Origin of the sequence: Chitinophaga agri (assembly GCF_010093065.1) — a bacterium.
GTDB classification, from domain to species: domain Bacteria; phylum Bacteroidota; class Bacteroidia; order Chitinophagales; family Chitinophagaceae; genus Chitinophaga; species Chitinophaga agri.
In genome coordinates, this window is record NZ_CP048113.1 from 7,648,002 (window position 1) to 7,669,962 (window position 21,961).

Annotated in this window: 16 protein-coding genes; 14 read left to right on the top strand and 2 right to left on the bottom strand. The window is 47.3% G+C overall.

Translation table 11 applies throughout. The features are described from left to right. The first annotated feature begins 16 nt into the window (after window positions 1-16). The 7 genes from GWR21_RS30085 (at window position 17) to GWR21_RS30115 (ending at window position 7,070) form a co-directional block, all read left to right on the top strand. Window positions 17-1,828 carry an OmpA family protein gene (locus GWR21_RS30085; RefSeq protein ID WP_162335388.1) on the top strand — a complete coding sequence of 604 codons (1,812 nt, stop codon included), beginning with the start codon at window positions 17-19 and terminating at the stop codon, window positions 1,826-1,828. Between the two features lie 154 nt (window positions 1,829-1,982). Further along, on the top strand, window positions 1,983-2,837 hold the full coding sequence (locus tag GWR21_RS30090) for a helix-turn-helix domain-containing protein (RefSeq protein WP_162335389.1): 855 nt from the start codon (window positions 1,983-1,985) through the stop codon (window positions 2,835-2,837). Window positions 2,838-2,978: 141 nt separating this feature from the next. Next, window positions 2,979-3,548, top strand: coding sequence for a DUF417 family protein (locus GWR21_RS30095; protein WP_162335390.1), 570 nt, complete (start codon window positions 2,979-2,981; stop codon window positions 3,546-3,548). Window positions 3,549-3,584: 36 nt separating this feature from the next. Next, the gene (locus tag GWR21_RS30100) at window positions 3,585-4,124 is read left to right on the top strand and encodes a carboxymuconolactone decarboxylase family protein (RefSeq protein ID WP_162335391.1); all 540 of its coding nucleotides are present in this window, start codon (window positions 3,585-3,587) and stop codon (window positions 4,122-4,124) included. Between the two features lie 186 nt (window positions 4,125-4,310). After that, window positions 4,311-6,020: a trypsin-like peptidase domain-containing protein gene (locus GWR21_RS30105; protein WP_162335392.1), complete on the top strand. Its 1,710-nt coding sequence runs from the start codon at window positions 4,311-4,313 to the stop codon at window positions 6,018-6,020. A 106-nt stretch (window positions 6,021-6,126) separates the two neighbouring features. Then, entirely contained in the window at window positions 6,127-6,399 is a 273-nt protein-coding gene (locus tag GWR21_RS30110) for a UBP-type zinc finger domain-containing protein (protein WP_162335393.1), read from the top strand. Window positions 6,400-6,512: 113 nt separating this feature from the next. Then, on the top strand, window positions 6,513-7,070 hold the full coding sequence (locus GWR21_RS30115) for a GNAT family N-acetyltransferase (RefSeq protein ID WP_238430088.1): 558 nt from the start codon (window positions 6,513-6,515) through the stop codon (window positions 7,068-7,070). A gap of 35 nt (window positions 7,071-7,105) precedes the next feature. On the opposite strand, the gene GWR21_RS30120 is transcribed toward GWR21_RS30115, so the two are convergent. Together GWR21_RS30120 and GWR21_RS30125 are read right to left on the bottom strand one after the other, a co-directional pair. Next, window positions 7,106-11,329: an nSTAND1 domain-containing NTPase gene (locus GWR21_RS30120; RefSeq protein ID WP_162335394.1), complete on the bottom strand. Its 4,224-nt coding sequence runs from the start codon at window positions 11,327-11,329 to the stop codon at window positions 7,106-7,108. After that, window positions 11,326-13,398 carry a CHAT domain-containing protein gene (locus GWR21_RS30125; RefSeq protein WP_162335395.1) on the bottom strand — a complete coding sequence of 691 codons (2,073 nt, stop codon included), beginning with the start codon at window positions 13,396-13,398 and terminating at the stop codon, window positions 11,326-11,328. Before GWR21_RS30125 ends, GWR21_RS30120 begins: the two co-directional genes overlap by 4 nt. A 382-nt stretch (window positions 13,399-13,780) precedes the next feature. On the opposite strand from GWR21_RS30125, the gene GWR21_RS30130 reads away from it, so the two are divergent. The 7 genes from GWR21_RS30130 to GWR21_RS30160 all read left to right on the top strand — a co-directional run bounded on the left by GWR21_RS30130 (window position 13,781) and on the right by GWR21_RS30160 (window position 21,961). Beyond that, on the top strand, window positions 13,781-15,610 hold the full coding sequence (locus GWR21_RS30130) for a beta-N-acetylhexosaminidase (protein WP_162335396.1): 1,830 nt from the start codon (window positions 13,781-13,783) through the stop codon (window positions 15,608-15,610). A gap of 679 nt (window positions 15,611-16,289) precedes the next feature. Beyond that, entirely contained in the window at window positions 16,290-16,904 is a 615-nt protein-coding gene (locus GWR21_RS30135; protein ID WP_162335397.1) for a DUF4255 domain-containing protein, read from the top strand. 2 nt (window positions 16,905-16,906) lie between these two features. Further along, the gene (locus GWR21_RS30140) at window positions 16,907-18,130 is read left to right on the top strand and encodes a hypothetical protein (RefSeq protein ID WP_162335398.1); all 1,224 of its coding nucleotides are present in this window, start codon (window positions 16,907-16,909) and stop codon (window positions 18,128-18,130) included. 11 nt (window positions 18,131-18,141) lie between these two features. Next, window positions 18,142-19,539: a phage tail sheath family protein gene (locus tag GWR21_RS30145; RefSeq protein WP_162335399.1), complete on the top strand. Its 1,398-nt coding sequence runs from the start codon at window positions 18,142-18,144 to the stop codon at window positions 19,537-19,539. 104 nt (window positions 19,540-19,643) lie between these two features. Beyond that, window positions 19,644-20,588: a hypothetical protein gene (locus GWR21_RS30150; RefSeq protein WP_162335400.1), complete on the top strand. Its 945-nt coding sequence runs from the start codon at window positions 19,644-19,646 to the stop codon at window positions 20,586-20,588. Between the two features lie 43 nt (window positions 20,589-20,631). Continuing rightward, the gene (locus GWR21_RS30155; protein ID WP_162335401.1) at window positions 20,632-21,474 is read left to right on the top strand and encodes a hypothetical protein; all 843 of its coding nucleotides are present in this window, start codon (window positions 20,632-20,634) and stop codon (window positions 21,472-21,474) included. Window positions 21,475-21,517: 43 nt separating this feature from the next. Further along, entirely contained in the window at window positions 21,518-21,961 is a 444-nt protein-coding gene (locus tag GWR21_RS30160) for a phage tail protein (protein ID WP_162335402.1), read from the top strand.

The following is a 21,961-nucleotide window of genomic DNA, read 5'->3' on the forward strand; positions in this document are numbered from 1 at the left end:
GTCTTAACCATTGACGATGAAAAAACTGCATTACGCGATAGGTTTGTGTTTTATGCTGATGACAATGTCAGTAAAGGCGCAATACATCATCAAAGAGGCTGACAAGGCATACGATAACTTTAAGTACGCTGAAGCGATCGGTCTTTATGAGAAAGCTTATAATAAGAAGGCAAGCCTGCATGCGGCAGAACGTATCGCAGACTGCTACCGGTTTAATAATAACTACCCCGAAGCAGAGCGCTGGTATGCTGTAGCAACAGCTATGGAAGGGAGCAAAGCAGAGAATACCTACTTTTATGCCCGGGCATTGCAGAACAACTCTAAGTATGCAGAAGCCCGTACACAGTATGAACGCTATGCGGGTGTAGAAAAAGGCATCACGCCTGAGCAGCACAATATCTGGATCGCCTCCTGCGATTCTGCTATTACCTGGATGCAAACACCGGACCGTCTGCAGGTCGACAACTATAAGACAATCAATTCCGGTAAGTCTGACTGGAGCGCGGTGCCTTATATGGGCGGACTGGTATTCACTTCTGACCGTCACGCCGACGGAGTATACCAGCCCAAAAAACACCGGTTCTTCCTGCATTTCGATACGCGGGTAAAACCTGATCCGCTGATGAACAGCTGGACAGGCGATGATTACCTGCACCTTTTCTTTAAACCGGGTACGGCGGACAGCGTGCAGTTGTTCCCGTTGCACACGGGTACTGGTTACCATGTGGGATCAGCCAGCTTCACCAGGGATGGGAAAGAAATGTTCTTTACCCTGACCCGTATCCCCGGCAGGGGAGACAGGGCAAAGGGGAAGTCTACAACTGTCAATGTAGAGATCTACAGCAGTAAAAAGGATGCCGCCGGTAACTGGTCTGCTCCACTGGCTTTCACCCATAATAATGTCAATGCCTATTCTGTGGGCGATCCCTTTATTACGGAAGACGGTATGGCGTTATATTTCGCGTCCAATATGCCAGGTGGTGCAGGCGGGACAGATATCTACGTATGTTACCGTACAGCTGCAGGAGAATGGGGACCACCGCTCAACCTGAAAGCAGTTAACACAACCGGCAATGACCGTAGTCCGGCACTGACAAAAGATAACATACTGTACTTCTCCAGTGATGGACGTGTCGGTATGGGTGGACTTGATATTTACAGTGTAAAACTGGATAAGTCTGGTCAGCACAACAGTCCTGTGAAGAACATGCGTTATCCGATGAACTCACCCCAGGATGATTTCGCTTTCGGGATGACGGAAACGGGCATGGGGTACCTTTCTTCTAACAGGACCGGCGGTAGCGGCAGTGATGATATCTATACAGTAGCAGCCCTGCTACAGGAAGAGGTGCCACCGGCTACACCTGATACGATCAATAAAGTGCCGGCCAAACCGGATACAGTGGCTACGCCATCGGCCCCTGTAAATCCACCGGTGATCACCCCTGCGCCAGCAAACAATCCTCCGGCTCAGCACAATGGTCTGCTGGACATCTATTTTGATTTCAGTAAGGCTGATATCCGTCCGGAAGCGGCGAAAGTACTGGATGAACTGGTACAACTGCTGAAGGCCAATCCGGATAAGCTGGTTGAGTTGGGTGCCCATACCGACGCCCGTGGTAATGATGCCTTCAACCTGGCGTTATCACAGAAACGTGCTAACTCCGTAGCCAGCTACCTGGCAGGGAAAGGTATCGCGAAGAACAGGATACTGGCAAAAGGCTATGGTGAAACAAAGCTGTTGAATAAGTGTGGTAACGGCGTACAATGTACAGAAGAAGAGCACAAGCAGAACAGAAGGACCGAGTTCAAACTGCTGGATAAATAAACAAATGATCCTCTTTTATAGCAAAGGCCCGGGCAGACGATCGTCGTCCCGGGCCTTTTCCATAAAATCCACTTTCTTAACCGTAAGACCGACAATCTGTTTTATATTTACTTGTCTATTTTTGTACTGTTAGTAAAGACAATCGTAGTGCTGCATGAAAAGAATATGTTCCTCTTCTGATGAGACCTTACTCGCACTGGACGCAGGTGAAGACTGTCTTGCCACCCCTGTTCAGTTTTCTGAATATACCATGGTGTTTGTAGAAGAAGGAGAGGGACTGTATCACGCGGACTTTGGCGCATTTCCTTTTAAAGGCCCCGTACTTTTGTTTTCCACTCCCTTGCAGCTGATCTATATCGAACAGCAGCGGGCCTGTAAGATGTCAATGTTGCAGTTTCATAGTGATTTTTACTGCATTGAATATCACAAGGCGCAGGTAGCCTGTAATGGTTTGTTGTTTAATAATATTTACATTGAACCATCAGTAAAGATGACAGAACGGGAAGCCCGCGTATTCAAACATCTGCTGGAAGAGCTGTCCGAGGAGTTTGATATAACCGGATGTGACGAGATTGTCATGCGGGGCTATCTGCAGTTATTGCTGGCTAAGTCCAGTAGCATGAAGACACGCTCTTCCGCTAATCTGGCCGATCCGAAGGAAAGGGATGAACAGATGGAACATTTCAGACAGCTGCTGGACCAGCACTATCTGACACTGCATAAGCCCGCGGATTATGCAGCGCTGCTGGCCATGTCACCCAATAACTTTACCAAGCGTTGTACTAAGTATTTTAAGAAATCACCTTCTGCAATGATACAGGAACGTCTGATACTGGAAGCCAAGCGACAGTTACATCTGACCCGCCGTAGTATCAAGGAAATAGCCTATTCTCTTCAGTTCAGCGACGAGTTCTATTTCAGCCGCTTCTTTAAGAAATTTACCCGGGTCTCTCCACAGACCTTCCGGCAGCGCACCGGCATCTCTATAGTGGCTGATCTTCCCCAGTAATAAGGAATTGTCTTATTGTCCCCTGACCTGACGCCTGGCATATTTGTCCAAGTGACGGATTGTTATGTCCATGTTCCGGCAGCACGGAGCGGTCTACCTTTACATCGTCAATAAGCACACAAAACAACTAAGTAACAGATCATGAAAAATTCAATAGCAAACTTTATAGCACATCTCGATCAGTTTGGTAAAAAGGCAGTTCGTCTCGGTATCGTTGTTGTATTCCTCTGGATTGGCGGACTGAAATTCTTCACATATGAAGCGGATGGAATTGTGCCATTCGTTGCCAATAGCCCTTTCATGTCTTTCTTCTATCATCATCCTGATGAATATAAGCGTCACATAAATAAGGAAGGCGAACTGATCCCTGAAAATCACCAGTGGCACGTAGAAAATAATACATATGGTTTTTCTGCAGGACTGGGCATCCTGCTGGTAACAATGGCGATACTCGTGGCATTGTACAAGGTCGTTCCTTTTGCCAGCATGATCGGCAGCATCCTGATCTTCATAATGACATTAGGTACGCTCTCCTTCCTGGTAACGACGCCTGAAAGCTGGGTACCGCATCTCACTGATCACGACTGGGGCTTCCCGTTCCTGTCCGCCCGTGGCCGCCTGGTCATTAAGGACATCGTCATCCTGGGGGGTGCGATCATTACGATGAGTGAGTCTGCGCAACTGTACCTGAGCAGACAAAGGAACAGGTAAACGAAAACATAATTGTTAGCATAAATAACTAAGTATATGAAAAAGATAACAGTTCCCACACGCGAACAGGTAAGTACAGGATCACAGGAAATATTTGACCTGCTGCAAAAGAGACTGGGTAAAGTACCTAATCTGTATGCCACTATTGGCTACTCTGCCAATGCGCTGAAAGGGTTCCTTGAATTTGAGAAGACATTGAACGGAGGCGTATTTCATCCGAAGGAAAGAGAAGCGATCTCGCTGGCCGTATCGGAAGTGAATGCATGTACCTATTGCTTATCTGCACATACTATGGCAGCACTTAAACTGGGATATACACAGGACGAAACCATCGCTATCAGAAAAGGAACAGCAGGTGATGCCAAACTGGATGCTGTTGTTAAGCTGGCACAGGCCATTGCTACTAACAAAGGCCACGCAGCACCAGAGCTGATAGAGGTTTTTTTTGCAGCTGGTTATAAGGAAGACGGTCTGATGGAATTAATGGGACTGGTCGTAGTGAGGACATTTACTAATTATGCCTATGCGCTGACAGACGTACCGGTTGATTTTCCGGTAGTGGAACCACTGAGTTAAGGGTTGTTGTTTAATAAAAGAGGGATGAGCGTTGATCACGGTCGATGTTCATCCCTTACCTGTTTTAATGCATATCTAAATCCTTCATTATAAATTTCCTGCGTATTCCCAGGGGCAGGGCATAGAAAGATGACATCCATGAATTATCTTTAGCTTTCCGGTTTCAATTGCCGGGTACCAACCAACATGAAAAAAAGCCAACTATTATTCCCGTTCCTGCTGATGCTGGCAGGAAAGACCTATGCACAGCGTGCCGTGACTAACTGGGATGCCTTTACTATCGAAGCGGACACTCAGTTAAGCGATTCGCTCAGACAATCCTGCCTGCGGATGTGGGAATATGATACCACAAGTCAACAGCAAATGAGCGCTCCCTTCAGTGGTGTTATTGTTACACCCGAAGGGCATATTCTCACAGTGGCCCATACCACCATACCCGGGCATATTTACCAGGTTAATTTTTACGACGGAAGAACGGCCATCGCCCAGGCGCTCGGTAAGATCAATTTTCCGGAGACACCCGAACTACCCGATGTGGCGATGATGAAGATCATCACACCAGGTAAATGGAAAGCTGTTGTTATGGGCCGGTCTGCGTATCTGGATAAAGGACAATTCTGTATGAGCATAGCTTACCCGGAAAGTCTGAACCAACCGGTACCGATGCTCCGCAAGGGTAATATTACCACTGTTAAGAATGAAAAGGGTTTTATCGAATCGACCTGCCTGATGGAGCCTGGCGATTCTGGCGGCCCTATGTTTGATAACATGGGCCGGCTAATAGGTATGAGGAGTGCGATAGGGGTAGGGGAAGGAGAGAACTATGATGTGCCTGTAGATCTGTACCGAAAGTACTGGACGGCTTTGAATCAACCTGTTCACTACACAAAATATCCTGAACTGACAGATAGCCTTCCGGTTCCCGCCGTTTACAGAAAGTCTGCTGTTAGTGTGTGGGGTACGACCAAAGAGAAAGCACTTGATCTACCGGGAATGACTAGATATTGTGTGAAGATCAATAGCGAGATAAAGGGAACGCCTGTTGCGGTTAATGGTACCGTATTTAAAGTTGACGGGCGCGTTGTTGTGGTGAGTAAGGGCTCAGCAGTAGGAGCGTCACCCGTTATTTTATATGGGAAAAAACCAATTAAGGCGACCATCATTGCCCGCAATAAAGAGAATGACCTCGTCTTGCTGGCGCCGGCAAATGCAATAAAAGCAGGATTATCGCCTACACCCAAACCGGATACCGTTACCCGGTTCGTAGGTAGATTATTACTGTCTCCGCAAACTGACACGGCTGTGATACAGAGCGTAGTGGGTAAGGAAGTGTTCAACCTGCCTAAAATGTATAACACCGGATTCCTTGGCGCTGCTATCGCTCCCGACAAAACACCTTTGGCGCTGACATTTGTAATGCCCGGATCACCAGCTGCAGAAAAAGGCGCTTCCCCGGAAGATGAAATTATTAGTATCAATGGTGTAGCGCTTAGTAAGCCGGAAGATTACGGCAGGGAACTGTATAAATACTGGGCAGGTGATACCATCCTGATTACAAGACGTTCACATGCCAGTGAAGAAGGGCCTTCAGGTACCACCGTACATTATGCCGCTGAGGTGACTGATTCGGTTGTACTGGGAAAACGCCCGGTACCACCGGTAAGCCATCCTGCCGAAATGTTCAGAGGTGGTAGAAGCGAAAGAAGAGACGGTTTTCAGCAGGTGATCGCGCATGATGGCATCCTGAGACCGGAACAGTGTGGAGGGCCGGTGTTTGACGCCTATGGTTATTTTATCGGACTGAATATCGCCCGGTTCTCAAGAACGGTTTCTCTGGCGCTTCCTGCTTCGGTAGTGTATGACTTTATCAATACGCACCTGCCGGGTAGAGAATAGTACATCATTTTCCCGTTTACAGACAACAAATCGAAGTACGGAACTAATGGGAAAGTCCTAACTTGTTGTCTGTAAACACTTTTGTGGAATAGTAAAAAGCTCCTATATGAAAGATCAGAATATATGTCAGCATATCCTTGCCATTAAAGAGGTGCAACTGAGCGAAGATCATGTGTGTGAGGAATGTGTCAAACAGGGGACTGACTGGGTGCATCTGCGTACCTGCCAGACCTGTGGCGTGACGCTTTGCTGTGATCAGTCGCCAGAAAAGCATATGACCCGCCACTATCATGCAAAACATCATCCTGTGGTGGCTTCAGCAGAACCTGGAGAAAGGTGGCTCTGGTGTTATACTGATGAACAGTTTGCCGATTATTAGCAGGTGAGGGTGGCAGGTACCTCCCAAGGGCATGCACCTTTTTATGATGAATCAGGCAGGGTGCTACTAAGGTAGGGGAGTATGACTTATCCTACTATGGAGAAATGCCGACTATGAATTTCACTTATCTGATAGAGAAAAAAGCATTTATGGAACACATCACCCTCAGCAAAGCAACAGCTGCCGATTGGCAGACTATCCGGGACCTCGCACGGGCAACGTTCTTTGAGACCTTTGCCGCCGGTAATACGGAGGCGGATATGGCTGAATACCTGGAGGAGACCTTCAATGATACAAAGGTGCAATCGGAACTGCAGGTAGCAGACTCGCAGTTTTATATAGCCTGGGATGACAAGACGCCGGTGGGGTATCTGAAAGTCAATACAGGCCCTGCGCAGACAGCGTTACAGGATGCTGACTCCCTGGAGATAGAACGTATTTATGTGAAGAGCAGTCACCACGGGAAAAAAGTAGGGCAGGTACTGTATGAGAAGGCGCTGGAAGTAGCCCGGCATCAGCAGAAGAAGTACATCTGGCTCGGTGTCTGGGAAGAGAATCCACGGGCCATCAGGTTCTATGAAAAGAACGGCTTTGTCGCATTTGATAAGCATATCTTCAAGGTAGGCACTGATGAACAAATCGATATAATGATGCGGAAGGAACTGGAATAGTGCATGCTATTATGTTTGAGCAGCATATTTGCTGATCAGCGGACGGCTATATCTTCCAATGCCTTTTCTATTTCGGCAGCTGTGAATATTCTGAGTTTGTGCTGAGCGGCAAGGGCATTGGGAGTACCTTTTACCCAGATCTTCATTCTTGGTCCACTCATACTTAGTACCATTTCCAGGTTGGTCGGATTAAATGCCCATGAAGTATAGTTTGTATAGCCCCCAAACCGCTCTACCCGTTTCCCATCTTTGTCGTACACCAGCAGGGTGCCGCTTTCTCCCGTGAGCAGATAATCTCCTTTTTCAGATAGCACCATACGTTTGCCGTAAGGAATATCATTCGGGATCTTTCTGGCAGGTCCCGGCACCGTGAAGGTATACAGTATCGGCACACGTGCGAGTTGCGGTCTGACAAAATTTTTGCTGATCGCCTGTTGCTGCTGTAGTTGCAGGACTTCATCCGACTCCGTCATAAAGGCGATGCATCGCAGGTTATCTGCAATGCTGATGACGGAGATCCTGGAGTAACCTTTATCCAGCGGGATGTTATACCGCGCAGAAGAGATCCTGTTGCCCATACTTCGCACGATCATGATATCATTATCATGGACGGCAATAAAGCCGCTGCCATTCTTTGACAGATAGCCGGTTGGTTCTTTATAGCTGCGTAGCAACCTGGCATTTAACAGATCGTATGCCTCTATCAGATCGTTCTTTCTGATGTAGACCAGTGAATCATTGGAACTGACCTGTACATCATCTGTATTATTGCCCGAAGGGACGACTACTGTATTTTGTGCATTAACGCTCCTGCGGATAATGATCGCGGCGGGGGTGACGAAGAGTATTCTGCCACGTGCGGTATAGACGGCTTTGATGATGTTGTCGAATTTTTCAGAGGAATTGAGTAGTACGCCGTCAGCACTATAGTTATATAGATGGTTTTTGGTAGCGATCAATATACTGTTGCCGTTCGGGTGGAACTGTGCAGACAGGATCTTCCCGTCGACCTGTATAGCCGTATCACGGTTGGCCGTGAGGTTCAGCAAAGAGAGCCTGTTGTCTCCCTGGATCGCGACAACCGTTTTACCGTTATCCGAAAAGAAGGCAGAAGAAACATTATCTATGATGAAAGATTCATAAAAGTTGTTCCGCCGGTTGAGTGTATCCTGGATATAGTTCCTGATCACGGGGTTGGCGCTGTCGTACTTGAGCGATTCTAATGCCAGCTGATAGGCTAACGCCGGATCAGAGCGCATGAGGGAACGTGACCGGGTGAGAAATGAGGTGGTGAGTTTGGCATATTCCACTTCCCGGGTTTTATTTTGTATGATAACGAGTTGCCTTTTCAGTGAGTCAGAATAGGTACGCAGTGAGTCTGCTTTAGATTGCAGACTCAGGGAATACCGCCGTACTTCTTCCTGAGATTGCAGCAGTGCGGCCTGTTTGACCAGCAATTCTTTTTTTTGTCGTTCTACTGTGAGGCGGGCCTTCTTTTCTTTGGTCGCGGCAGAATCGGCTTTTTGTCTGGCGATATAGGCATCTTCCGCACTTTCCCGGGCCAGGTCCGCGGCGATGTTCAGTGAGTCATTCAGTTTTTTCAGATCGACGGCAGAGTTTTGCAATCGCCGGTTCAGGTCCTGGATCTTACGTACCGCCTTCTCTGACTTATTCCATTGACTGGATACATAGCCGGCAGCGATCAGCAGCGATATTAGTCCTAAGGCCAGTAATATCGTCCGTTGTTTTTGCAGGCGTGTCTTTGCTTTTTCTCCTTTTAGTTTTTCGGTCAGCAGTTCTTTCTCTCTTCTTCCTTTTTCGCTGGCGAGTTTGGCCACAGCCTCCTGTCGCCGGAGCTTTTCTTCCACGAGTTCTTCTTGCCGGCGTTTCTTCCGGTCCTCCAGTTCGTTACGGCGCTGGAGGCTTTTTTTGACGAAGTCCGTTTCCTGTTTATTGAGCCAGTTGTCGGGCGACTTCATAATATTTACCAGCGTATTCAGTTTAGGGTCTTCGTGCCACAGCTTTTTATTGTTGACCTTATAACGTTTCACTGCATCGGAGAGGTCTTGTTGTAAATAGAGCAGGTCTTTACCGAATTGTTTGATCCAGTCGCCTATCAGGTTCCAGGAGCGGATAAGAGAGTCATGGGCAGGTTCGTAATAGATCTGCCCATTTTCATCCGGGCCTGAGACGATCAGGCGGCTGTTGACCAGTTCATTGAGCACCTTTTGTACCCTTTCATTTTCAACAGGGCTTTCATATACCAGGTCTTCGGCGAGGATACGTTTAGAGGCTTTTTCATTGATGCTGAGAGACAGCATACGCAGCATCACATTTTTAATGGTCTGCTGTGTTTCGTGGTCGGAGCTGGTATAGAGTTTTGTGGCCCTGAGTCGCAGTCCATCTACAACGCCGCCGATGGCGTTGTAATGATCTTCGGTCAGGTAGCCGTCGTTGGCGCCGCTTTTTGCATATTCGATATACATCTGTTGCAATGCGTAGGAGAGCAGTGGCAACGTGCCGGCGGACTGCATGACGTCACGCACAATGTTGTCAACGAGGTAAGCCGGCTTGTATTCCAGTCCGGCGAGATAGGCAGGTTCAGTGATGATCTCTCTTACAGCACTCTCCATGAGATCGGGTACTGTTTTCTTGGATTCCCGCCACCCGGTTAGTGTTCTTTCAAATTCATATTCATAATCCGACCTTACACTGAGGATGATCTTCAGTTCCCGTGAATGCGGGTCCTGACTATTTTGCAGGCTATTCAGGAGGAGAATGAACGCTTCACTTTCCGCGGTGGACGACTGGGTGCTGAGTTCTTCAAACTGATCAATGTACAGAACGAATTTGCCGCCTTCGGGCGCCTCTAATCTTCTGGTGATCTCTTTGCCGAATACCATGGGGTGTGCACCGGGTTCACCGTTAATGACCTGGTAGCCTTCCGCTTTCAGCGCGGGGATGATACCTGCTTTTATGATGGACGATTTACCGGAGCCGGAGGGGCCGACGATGACAAGCAGCCGTTTGTCTTCAAAGAAAGTGAGCAGCTCGCGGAGGATGAGATTGCGGCCAAAGAAGATGGTGGCGTCTTTTTCCTCGTAGGCGGGAAGGCCTTTAAACGGATTGCCCTGCACCGTTGGATGAGGGTTGCGGCCACGGGAGGCGGCGGTCTTCTTTTGTACGATAAGGGGAACAAGGCTGTCATGGGTGAGGGAATAGACCTCTGTGTCCCCTTCCCGTGTGCATTTCACCAGTTTACTTTTACGGAGTTCATTGAGCCAGGTACGGGCGGTAACAGCGTCAATGTCGGATATATCGCTGATACGAAGCGGTTGTTTGGTCTGGGAGCGGGACACAAAATGCTGCAGCAGGTACCATAGTCCGCCAGTCTTGCCTTTGGACACCCTGTCGGCTACAGCATTCAGGTATCGGGAGAGGACATTTCTGCCGTCGCCGATCTCCCGGAGAATGTTATGGGTGAAGGCGATGTCTTCGTCCGGCGCTGCTTTTGCAGCAGCTTTTTCCCAGGCCCAGAAGAGGTATACCTGGAGATTGCCCAGGTCCACACGGCCCTCCACAGCGCAATCAGTCGCTATTTTGGTGGCGCAGGTGAGTTGATCCCCATCAGGGGTGAGGATGTTGTATTTGCAGAGTAGCCGGGAGACCGCCTCGGTGGCTTCAGGGATACTCATGGGTTCTATTTTGACGGAAGATTTAAAAACCGTCAGGCCAGCATCCTGGAATAATTTCAGGTGACCATGGTATTCCTCCCGGACCACGAGGATGATCTTACATTGTATGTCGTTGTTCAGGATCTCTTTGATCGTACTTATAAAGGCCTGTATTTCGTCATTATTGCCAAAGATGAATAATTCCTCCAGTTGGTCGAAAACGAGGAAAACGGGCTTAAAATGCTTCAGGTATACCTTTCGGATACTTTCGGGTACAGGGACGGGAGGTGTTGAAAGAGGCTCACCAGCCTGTTCGGCCAGTTTTTCGATGAGACTGCGGTTGATGTTATCTTTTCTCAATACCCAGATGGCGTGCCAGTCGGTGCGTTTGAACTTATTGGCGAGGCCGCACTGGATCAGGCTTGTTTTGCCTACACCGGAAACACCATAGATCAGTATGAGGTTGGTGGCGAAGGAAAGGTTGTACAGCAGGTCTATTTCTGTAGTACGGCCACCCCAGATGTCTTTGTCTTCCTTGGTGTAGGACTCCAGCAGTTTAAACGGATTGTCCATCAGTTTCGTCATGGTTGGCTGTTTATGGGAGTGGATGACTGCACGGTGACCGGTGTTGCGGCGATCTTTGTGCGGTAATAATTAAATTCAGCATGCAGCTGCAGGAGTCTGTTGGTAATCCTGTTTTTCTCCTTGTCCGTTTTACTCGCCATTTCTTCGATGAACCTGAGCGTTGTTTTGGTGATCGTGGAGGAGCCCAGTTCGATCTCCTGTGTTTCCGGCAGAATGTGGATCAGTCTTTCATTACTGGTAAGGCTTTTATAGACGATGCCATTGCCTTCAGTATAGTTATAGAAGTAAAGGTCTACACCATCATACTCACATAGTACGTTCTTATCTATCAGAAAAGGGGAGAGCGACAGGTATTCGAACATCCGGTAGATCTCTTTCACCAGTATGACGGAGTAGGACTCAGCGTATTCAGGAAGGGATTGCAGTTCCATGACCTCCATCCTGTCGGAGATACGTTGCTCCAGTAGCATATACCGATGGAAGTAGGTCTTGACGAGGATGTTCCTTTTCCGGATAGCTTCCACGTTTTTGATAACGACCATTTTATACTGAAGGATAAAGAAGAGTTCTCTCAGTAGATTGATGAGCCCTGTTTCAATCAGTTTACAGTGATGAATATAGGCCGCAGACGTATGCAGGGTTGGTAGTTTGGCTTTAATGCCCTTGATGAGCATATGAGAATTGAAAAAGTTGCTCTCATACGTGTTGATAGTTTCATAAAGCAGATATTCCTTCACGAATGCGGCGATCTGTGTTTCATCTTTCAGGTTCTCCTGGAGTACCTGGCTGATGACTTCTATAAATGACGTATAGTCAAAATCCTGTTCGGTCTCTTTGGTTTGACGGAAGTAGCCAAGAATGATTTCCTTTTGTATCGGGTTAAGAATAAGTTTCTTTCCAATCTTTTCTTTCAGCTCGTATACCTCCAGGAGGTCTGACAGGATGGTGGCAGCGGCCAGCTTTACCAGGATCTCGTAGAAGTTGATCTGCAGATCAAGGAATTCGGCATAATCATCCGCAGTAAGCAGGTTCTCCTGGCTGAAAGAATACATTCTTTGCAGCAGTTTACCGAGGGGCAGGGGGAAAGTATTGATCAGTTTATCAGCGATGTCAGTCAGGCTTTGTGGGTCCTGCAGGTAAGCGATATAAAGATCATCGATCTCTTTTAACTGCAGGTTGCGGCGTTTGAATTTATCGTTGATATTCTCGAGTTCTATTTCAAATTCTTCCTGTGACAGGTCTTCCTTGTTTCTGATGGCAGTGATCAGTTGTTCCTTTTCCTGGTGAAGGCTTTTATACAGGCGACTGGCATTGGCAGCCAGTGCGCGGATCAGTGCATCATTGGGGAGGTAGTTTTCCCGGTCGTCATATTGTTCATTGAGGTATTGTGTGAACGACCAGTCGTCGGTCTGGAACTCTTTATAGTAGATACCCCAGGGAAATTGTGCGGGATCGCTATTATCCGGAGGATCATCATCCGTAGCGATGGCCCGTTTGGTACCGATATATCGGTTAGGTCCTTTGGGAAAGAGAGCGAAGTGCTCCCCGGACAGTACGAATGTCTTGGCAAAGTCAAAGGCTTTCCCGATAGGCCATGACTTGGTTAATGCTGTGTAGAAGTAGATAGAGAACTCGCAGGCGACCTTATCATATACGGGTCGTTGGGTGCCGATCACGATGGGCACACCTTTTTGCGGATGTGCGGCGTCGGGTGTATGGAGTGCGTCTACAATATCTTTGGAGGCACATGCATTGAGGAAGACGAGTTTGAGATTAGGGGCGAGGGTCAGCAATTCAGCGAGGCCTTCTTTTCTGAAAGCACCTTCTTTTTCGAAGATCAGGGCAAGGCTGTTACCATGTCCGGAAAAGTGCATGATCTCTATGTCGGGGCCATGATCGGCGAAGTAACGGAATATATCGTCTTTAGTTGCACTGATGAGGATATTAGTATCCAGGTACTGCTTGATATTTCCGAAATACGTATTGAGCTCTTTGATCTCTCTTTCGACAAATTGTAATGGCTCCTCTTTTATGTCGTTGGCATACGCCAATAGCGCTATTCTTGCCATTTCCATGTTGTGTTTTAAGCGGCGTGGAAGGATATATTGGGGTTATAACTTATTACGCTGGGGCTAAAATTTTACTTTCTTCTGCTATGCAGCATTTAGCTGCTATGTAACTTGCATGTAATCTGTAATATGCTGGTATTAAGTTAAGGAATTTAATTGCAATTGAGAAATATTATGGATGGTAGCGGACTGCGCTTTGATCCGTATTAAATTCTTTCTATATTGGCCGTTAAACAAAGCCCGTTACGGAAAACCAGTATAAATAGTATCATGATAAGATAATTATGTAAAAAAAAAAGGTCTATTCACAGTTACAGGCAGTTACAGGTAAATTAATCCTACACCAGGCAACGAATTTCGTAAACCTATTTAAAGCAGCAAGATGTTAAAAAGAATCGCAGCTATTTTAGCCATTTCACTTGGCGTAAGTGGCGCTCATGCACAAAGTAACTATTCTATTATTCCGAAACCGGCATCCGTACAGCCAGCCAGCGGCCGCTTTGAGCTGGGACGGCAAACTGTGCTCGTGGCACAAACCGATGCGGCCCGAAAGAATGCAGATCTGTTTAATGAGTTCCTCTGGAACCGCTATGGTATTAAGCTGACTATTAGTCGTGAGATCAGCGGCAGGGCAATCATACTGGAAGACCAGGGCGATGCGGCAGCTCCGGAAGCGTATAACCTGGCTGTAACCCCCGAGCGTATTATGATCAGGGGTGGTAGTGCCGGTTGCTTTTATGGTCTGCAGTCCGTATTGCAGCTGATAGAAGAGCAGAACGGTGGGCTGTCGGTGCCGGCAGTGACTGTGGCTGATAAACCGGAGTTTGGTTATCGTGGTGTCATGATTGACGTAGCCAGACATTTCTTTTCTCTCGATGAGATGAAGAAGATCGTTGATCTGATGGCTTACTTTAAATTCAACAGGCTGCACTGGCATCTTACAGATGATCAGGGGTGGCGTCTGGAGATCAAGAAGTATCCTAAGCTGACACAGGTATCGGCGTGGCGTGATTCCAGCATCCTGGGACAATATGGCGACTTCAAGCCGTTTGTATATGATGGGGTGAAACATGGCGGATATTATACCCAGGAAGAAGCGCGCGATCTGGTAAGATATGCGGCAGACCGTAAGATCACCATTCTACCGGAGATAGAGCTGCCAGGGCATAGTACAGCAGTGTTGGCTGCTTATCCGCAGTTTGGTTGTAAAGACACTACTTATCATGTACCGGGCTACTGGGGCGTGCATTATGCGATTTACTGCCCGAAGGAAGAGACCTTCAGATTCCTGGAAGATGTACTGACCGAGGTAATGGCCATCTTCCCGGGTGAATACATTCACGTGGGTGGTGATGAAGTACCTAAAGAACACTGGAAAGAGTCTTCCTTTGCACAGAACATGATCAAAAAGCAGCAGCTGAAAGACGAGCATGAGCTGCAGAGTTATTTTATTTCCCGTATAGAAAAGTTCCTCAATAAGAACGGACGCCGTCTCGTGGGATGGGATGAGATCCTGGAAGGGGGGCTGGCGCCGAATGCCACCGTGATGAGCTGGAGAGGAGAGAAAGGGGGGATCGCGGCCGCAAGAATGGGGCATGATGTGATCATGACGCCTAACAGCCATCTGTATATTGACCATTATCAGTCCAAGAATAAGGAAGAGGAGCCTACGGCTATCGGCGGCTTCCTGCCGTTGGAAAGGGTGTATAGCTATCACCCGCGTCCTGATTCACTGACGGCTGAGCAACAGCAGCATGTGTTAGGTGTACAGGCAAATCTGTGGACGGAGTATATCGGCACCAATAATAAGCTGGAATACATGCTTTTCCCGCGTATGCTGGCACTGTCTGAAGTAGCATGGACGGCAAGGGGACAGCGCAACTATGATGACTTCTCTACGAAACGTTTGCCTTCCCGTTTACAGGAGCTTGAAAAGCTGCAGGTGTTCTATCGTATACCGGAGGCGAAAGTGACATTTGGCAAGAATGCGGCGGGTATGAGGACGGCGGAGATCATGCCTTTTGTGGCGAATAGCAGTGTGTATTATACAGTGGATGGTCATAAGGCCGATCAGACCGCGAATTTGTATAACGGGGCGATTGTATTGCCGGTGAAAGGGAAGAGTGAGAAGGCGATGGAACTGAATTATATTATTGTGACGCCAGGGGGCAGGGTGAGTAATATGTTTACCGTATCGCTGGAAGAGAAATAGTGAGCAGGAGGTAACTGTTTTAGAAAGCAGCCGTTCATCAGGAGATGGGCGGCTGTTTTTGCTTTCGGGGAGGTGTTGGCGCATATATGGCTATTGCGGCAGAATATCGTCGTGGTAGTTTCGTAATATTGTATTGCAATCACAGGAAAGCAATATGTATAAAAGGTAGGGAAGTACATGATCTATCAGTAAAGCGATACAAAAACGGAGCGTTGATTAAAGAAAAATATTATGATAAAAAAGGGAAGCGTATAAGACGTTGAGTAGGTCTTGCGTACTTATACGCAATTTCTTTTTATGCTGTTTTTTAGTTTTTTATTTTATAAATAATGCCTATTTTTACATCTCTATGGTAATCGTGTGTTAAGCGTTTGAAGAACTCCAAATATCGAAACAGATTAGAAGACAGTTTTTTTTAATTACCCCGAAACGAAAAATCATAACAGAAGAAGAACTTTTAATTATTGATGCGCTGCAGTCACCGCAACATGTGCATTATGGTTAATTATTACACCCCAAAGAAGTCACCCCATAATGAGAATGCTGTTCGTGCTGTACAGGAAAGCTAACCTTGTGTTTTCCTCATCAACAGTATCGAAGAATCATCTATCATATCGAGTATGCAGCTGCTGGCAATAGCCACCGGACTGATTCCCGTGTCTTGATTAAAATCATAACCATGATATTCACTGCTTTTAAGTTATTAAAAGACCAGTTGGATAGTTATATACAGTCCTTCAATCCTATGGGGAATGACCCTGAAAGCCATGTAGTATTGGACAATGTAGCTACGCTGGAAACACCTGACAGGCCGCCGGGCGCAGAAGAACGGATCATCCTGAGCATGGTGAACATTGAGGAAGAAGCAACCCTGAAAAATAGTACACATTTTCACAGGAATGCCCAAGGCATTGCCTATCATAATCCTCCTATATATCTGAACCTGTATATGTTGGTATCCGCGCATTATAAGAATTATGAAGATGCGCTGTCCCGGCTATCTCAGGCTATTCAGTTCTTTCAGGGTAAAAGCAGTTTTACGCTGAAGAACTCCCCTAATGAAGTCCTGATCAATAATGGTCAGGCATTGGATGACCTGCAACTGCATCTTGAACTGTTTTCTCTTTCGTTTGAGCAACTAAATCACTTATGGGGCGCATTGGGTGGTAAACAAATGCCCAGCGTATTATATAAAGTAAGACTGGTGAAGATCACCGAAAACAGGATAACAGGACTTGGTACGATCGTAGAGCAGATCCAATCAAAAGACAGTATTGCTTTCCCCAAATCATAATAATGGCTTTTCAGATTACATACAGGCGCCTGGCGGTGGTAAATATGTTGCATAGCTTCTACTTGGACAAGGAGGGCAGCAACTATTACGGCCTTTCTCAGGAAGACCAGGAATTCAGATTGGCCGATCTGCTGATGGATAACCGGTACAACCTGATGGATGATGTTAGCATCACGCCTACACCTGCTACCGAGAAAATATTAAAAGGACAACGTATCGTATATCGCCAGACGTCTACAGGTATCGTGCTCGGCGTAGCCTCTGCGCCCGGAGCTGATGGCGCACTCACAACAGCGGTGCCGATCAGTGGTACACTGCGGTTGCAGTTTCTGATCCGTATCAGGAATGCAGCCCTGTTATCGCGTAGCAACCTGCGTATTAACCCCCTGTTTCCTGCAATTTATTATTTCACGAATGATGATACGACGACCGGTAAATCTTTTCCCTCACTTTCTTCCGCCATACAGGAAGTCGTGAACGGAAGAGTATATGAGATGGGTGAGTCTGCCATTGTTAACGGTAATGTGTCACAGGCTGTCACACGTACCGACAATGATGCTGCCGGTTGGGTCAATACAGACGATTACCACTGTATCAACGAGTATGACCGCATCCTGTTACCAAAAAAGTTCAGTTATACTTTCGATGTAACAGGCATTACCGAGGCAAACTTTATACTCATGAAGGGGGCAGATGAAATAAAAGTGCTGCCCTTCCAGCAAACGACAGATCTGCATGACGCTTTGTTAGACTTTACCGGTACGCCGGACGGGATCTACACATTGAAGATCACCGGCAGCAACAGCTACAACCGCAGCTATACCGTATACCTGCATGCAACGTTGTACCAGAGAGACGCATGGGGTGTGCTCGATCTGGTCATGCATACAGCAGATGCCAGCTTTCAGCTGATTGATGCCGATGGACTGTTAGCTGTGCCTACGGCACCTGTGTTTGAGCTGCGCTTCGCCAGCCGGTCCACCTACTGGAAATATTATTTGCAGAAGGGAGATCCGCCAGGATCAGACAGTAACTGGGATGAGGTATCGCCGGCACCTCCCGGTATCCGAAAGGTCATCATCAGTAAACAACCATACCCGCTGATGCAGGCTTATCGAAAGGTGAGCTATGCTGCCATCAGTCTTCCAAACCCGGATGGAGAAATGATCAGCAGACAAGGCGATCTGATATGTTCCGAAATTTTACTTCCTAAAATGAAATTATAAATCGATCAACTATGGCAAACACATATTATACACCAGGTGTGTATATTGAAGAAGTCTCCAAGTTCCCCCCGTCCATCACTGCAGTAGAAACAGCGATTCCTGCATTTATTGGTTTCACCCAGACCGCTATTGTAGATGGTGCTGAGGTATTCGGTAAGCCGATCCGTATCAGCTCCCTGCTGGAGTATGAGAACATTTTCGGTGGCCCTCAGCCTGAAGTGAACCTGATCGTAACGATCACCAACAGCGAAACTTCCGGTACCCGTTACACTGTAAGCTATGACCCTGCTGATGGAAAGGGACTGTCCAAACACATTATGTACTATTCCTTACAGCAGTTCTATGCCAATGGTGGCGGCCCATGCTGGATCATCTCTGTAGGCGCCTACCAGGAGTTCGGTACGCCGATCATTGAACAGGATCCGTTCATGGATGCGCTGACAGAACTGAGAAAACAGGATGAGCCTACGCTCATTATCTTCCCTGAAGGACAGAACATGCCGCCAGATACTTATAAAACGTTGCTGGAAGCTGCGCTGACACAGTGTTATGATCTGAAGGACCGTTTTGTGATCATGGATATTTTTGATAATGGTCTGACATTAAAGACAGAAGGAGAGATCCTCCAGGCTGCACAGGATTTCAGAGATGCGATCAACTCTCCTTATCTAAGTTACGGGGCTGCCTATTTTCCTAATATCCGTTCTACTTTTGATTACGCATATACCGAAAGTACTGTTGTGATTGTGAATGGCAGCGCGCCTAACTTCGGCGGACTGACCAGTCTGGAAAAAGCGAACGTGAAACTGGCCATTGCCAATTATTCTATTATCCTGCCACCATCTGCTGCTGTTGCCGGTGTATATGCCCGCGTGGATAATTCCCGTGGTGTATGGAAGGCGCCTGCAAACGAAGGTCTGCTGGCGGTATCAGGCGTGACCTGTGATATCAGCGATCAGATCCAGCGTAACCTGAACGTAGACGTTAATGCAGGTAAGTCAATCAATGCGATCCGCTTCTTCTCCGGCAGAGGTATCAAGATATGGGGTGCACGCACGCTGGACGGTAACTCCAACGAATGGCGCTATGTATCTGTCCGCCGGTATTTTAACATGGTGGAAGAGTCTACCAAGAAAGCATCTGAGGCATTTGTATTCGAGCCGAATGACGCCAATACCTGGGTGAAGGTGAAAGCCATGATCGAGAACTTCCTGATTAACCAATGGCGTTCCGGTGCACTGGCTGGTGCTAAACCTGAACACGCATTCTATGTTAAGATCGGTATCAACGAAACAATGACTGCATTTGATATCCTGGAAGGAAAGATGATCATTGAGATCGGTCTGGCGGTAGTAAGGCCGGCAGAGTTCATTGTTCTGAGATTCAGTCATAAAATGCAGGAATCATAATTAATTAGGAATTAGGTGATCTTTTAGATTTTAACTGCTAATTGCTGATTTATAGAAAGCGTACCCCAATAGTAATAACTCCCACCCCAGAAAACAAACCACATATGAGCGACTATAAACCTCCGGTGGAAACACCGGTAGTACAATGTGTACCGCCATCCCCCTCTCAGTTTGATCTGCTGATGAAAGACTACGGACTGCTCCTGAAGGACGAGCTGCAGCAGAAATCGGCCAGCCTGGAAGCAGAGGTGATTAAAACCAGCACTGCCAGCCAGGTCGTATGCGTAGAGCGTAAGATCAATGAGAAGTTCGCACGTGCCGTGAAAGAATATAATTTCCTCAGTAACTGCGTGACTGTATACACCGGCCAGGACCTGGAAGGACTTACCAGTACAGTAACACTGGCACAGGGTAAGTATACCAGCGTAAAGACCTCTTTCGATGCCGCAGTGGCAGCGATCAAGGCAGCAAAACAGAAGGCAGGACTGGTGCATACACTGGCCGGCAAACTGCGAGATGCAGTAGCTGACTCCTGCAATTCTGAAGAGCTGAAGCTGATACGCGAGAACCTTTCAAAAGGTGGCCCGGGTAAAAAGAACCTGGAAGACAGCGTACAGGAATTTGTATCCTACGCAGAAAAGATCGTTAACCAGGCGGACGACGTAGCACAGGCGGCTGTGAAAGTAGCCGGTATCAATGCCTTTGTTAACGTCGAAAACCTGGTAGCACTGATCGGTACTGCCAAAGCAGATGGTACTGCCTTCATCACGGACGTTGACAATAACGTGAAGAATGCGCAGAAGAAATATGATGATTCCCGCAAACCACTGGGCGAAGCATTAAAAGAGCTGAGCAAGGCCAGCACCCTGAAGAATGTAGCCTGGGTGGTGAAAGATGCGGTAGGTGACGCGTCCAAGTTTGTAGAGGATAAAAACTGTAACGGCGGTGGCTGCAAGAAGCTGGACGATATTTCGGAACAGGCGGAACATGCTTTCGACTGTAATAACTGCGATCCTGTAAATGAGCAGCCGGATTCTGAAGCACATTAAACTGCATTCCACATTATTTAAAACCGTTTACAATTAAATCATCATGGCTTTCAATAAAGATACCGTTCAACAATATCTTGACCGCCTCAAAAAAGATTGCATTGAGGCAGATCAGGAGCTCAATAATGCCCGGGCCCAGGAGGCATTTAAAAAAAGCGCGCTGGAGAAAAAGAAGCGCTGGTCAGATGTATTGAAAGATATACTGGCGACGATCACGGAGACTAACCGCCTCGGTATGATCTATCTCGGCACGCTCGAAAGAACGCGCAAGTACAACAAGAAAACCGGTAAGAACGCACACCTCTGTATTGATGCGATCAAGATCCTCATCTGCGAAGCAAAGGAATTACTGGATTGCTCTGAAGTATTGAAAGGACAGATCAAGGTGCTCACGGACCGTATTGACAATAAGATCCCATCTAAAGGCGCTAATTCTATCATTGCAAATCTGACGGCATTGAAAACAGCAGAAGATGATGCACTGACAGCGATCAAAGATGCCATCAACGCCCTGTTGATCACCTATCGTCAGGAAGAGGAGCTATGGGGACTGCTGGCCGGCGATAAAGGACTGCTCTATCAGGTAGAAGGGTCGTATGCACTGGTGACAGATGGTAAGAAACCGGACCTGGAAGACTGTGCGTCCTGTCATCCGCAGAAAACGCCATTGTTCCCGATGGATGACGAAGCGTGTGACTTCTACACCAAAACAAAACACCAGTATGAAAATACACTCGATGAACTGAAAGACCTGCAGAAAGATGTAGAGGTCGTGTCCTGCAAACGTGAATTTGCACAGGCACGTAAGGATGCACTGGATAAGGCATATGCAGCAGCACTGGCAGCTAAAGCATCAGAAACCGCACCGGCAGCTGCTAAAAAGTAAACAAAGTTTCCATATTCAATCATAACAGCACAAAAGAATAAAAATGGCAAATTATCCATTACCCAAGTTTCACTTCCAGGTAGAATGGGGTGGTAAAAATATCGGTTTTACGGAAGTAACCGGTCTCACTGTCGAAACAGAAGCGATAGAATACCGCCATGGAGCCAGTCCTGAGTATCATAAGACCAAGCAACCCGGTCTTAAAAAATACAGCAATATCACCCTGAAGCGGGGCACCTTCCAGTCAGATAACGAATACTTTGACTGGTGGCAGGAAACCGTGTTCTTTCAGGAACAGAACGGTAAGTACCGCAGGAATATCACGATCAGCTTACTGGATGAAATGCATAAACCCATCATCGTATGGAAGGTGAAGAATGCATGGCCGATCAAGGTGCAGTCAGCTGATCTTAAAGCAGATGCCAATGAGATCGCTGTAGAGAGTGTGGAACTGGTACATGAAGGTCTGGTGATCGAAAATAAATAA

What these genes read in the sequence shown, in the direction of transcription:
- GWR21_RS30130 (WP_162335396.1), top strand. Translation starts at nt 13,781, where the DNA reads ATGTTAAAAAGAATCGCAGCTATTTTAGCCATTTCACTTGGCGTAAGT.
- GWR21_RS30155 (WP_162335401.1), top strand. Translation starts at nt 20,632, where the DNA reads ATGGCTTTCAATAAAGATACCGTTCAACAATATCTTGACCGCCTCAAA.
- GWR21_RS30095 (WP_162335390.1), top strand. Translation starts at nt 2,979, where the DNA reads ATGAAAAATTCAATAGCAAACTTTATAGCACATCTCGATCAGTTTGGT.
- GWR21_RS30100 (WP_162335391.1), top strand. Translation starts at nt 3,585, where the DNA reads ATGAAAAAGATAACAGTTCCCACACGCGAACAGGTAAGTACAGGATCA.
- GWR21_RS30125 (WP_162335395.1), bottom strand. Translation starts at nt 13,398, where the DNA reads ATGGCAAGAATAGCGCTATTGGCGTATGCCAACGACATAAAAGAGGAG.
- GWR21_RS30120 (WP_162335394.1), bottom strand. Translation starts at nt 11,329, where the DNA reads ATGACGAAACTGATGGACAATCCGTTTAAACTGCTGGAGTCCTACACC.
- GWR21_RS30145 (WP_162335399.1), top strand. Translation starts at nt 18,142, where the DNA reads ATGGCAAACACATATTATACACCAGGTGTGTATATTGAAGAAGTCTCC.
- GWR21_RS30160 (WP_162335402.1), top strand. Translation starts at nt 21,518, where the DNA reads ATGGCAAATTATCCATTACCCAAGTTTCACTTCCAGGTAGAATGGGGT.
- GWR21_RS30110 (WP_162335393.1), top strand. Translation starts at nt 6,127, where the DNA reads ATGAAAGATCAGAATATATGTCAGCATATCCTTGCCATTAAAGAGGTG.
- GWR21_RS30135 (WP_162335397.1), top strand. Translation starts at nt 16,290, where the DNA reads ATGATATTCACTGCTTTTAAGTTATTAAAAGACCAGTTGGATAGTTAT.
- GWR21_RS30085 (WP_162335388.1), top strand. Translation starts at nt 17, where the DNA reads ATGAAAAAACTGCATTACGCGATAGGTTTGTGTTTTATGCTGATGACA.
- GWR21_RS30150 (WP_162335400.1), top strand. Translation starts at nt 19,644, where the DNA reads ATGAGCGACTATAAACCTCCGGTGGAAACACCGGTAGTACAATGTGTA.
- GWR21_RS30090 (WP_162335389.1), top strand. Translation starts at nt 1,983, where the DNA reads ATGAAAAGAATATGTTCCTCTTCTGATGAGACCTTACTCGCACTGGAC.
- GWR21_RS30140 (WP_162335398.1), top strand. Translation starts at nt 16,907, where the DNA reads ATGGCTTTTCAGATTACATACAGGCGCCTGGCGGTGGTAAATATGTTG.
- GWR21_RS30115 (WP_238430088.1), top strand. Translation starts at nt 6,513, where the DNA reads ATGAATTTCACTTATCTGATAGAGAAAAAAGCATTTATGGAACACATC.
- GWR21_RS30105 (WP_162335392.1), top strand. Translation starts at nt 4,311, where the DNA reads ATGAAAAAAAGCCAACTATTATTCCCGTTCCTGCTGATGCTGGCAGGA.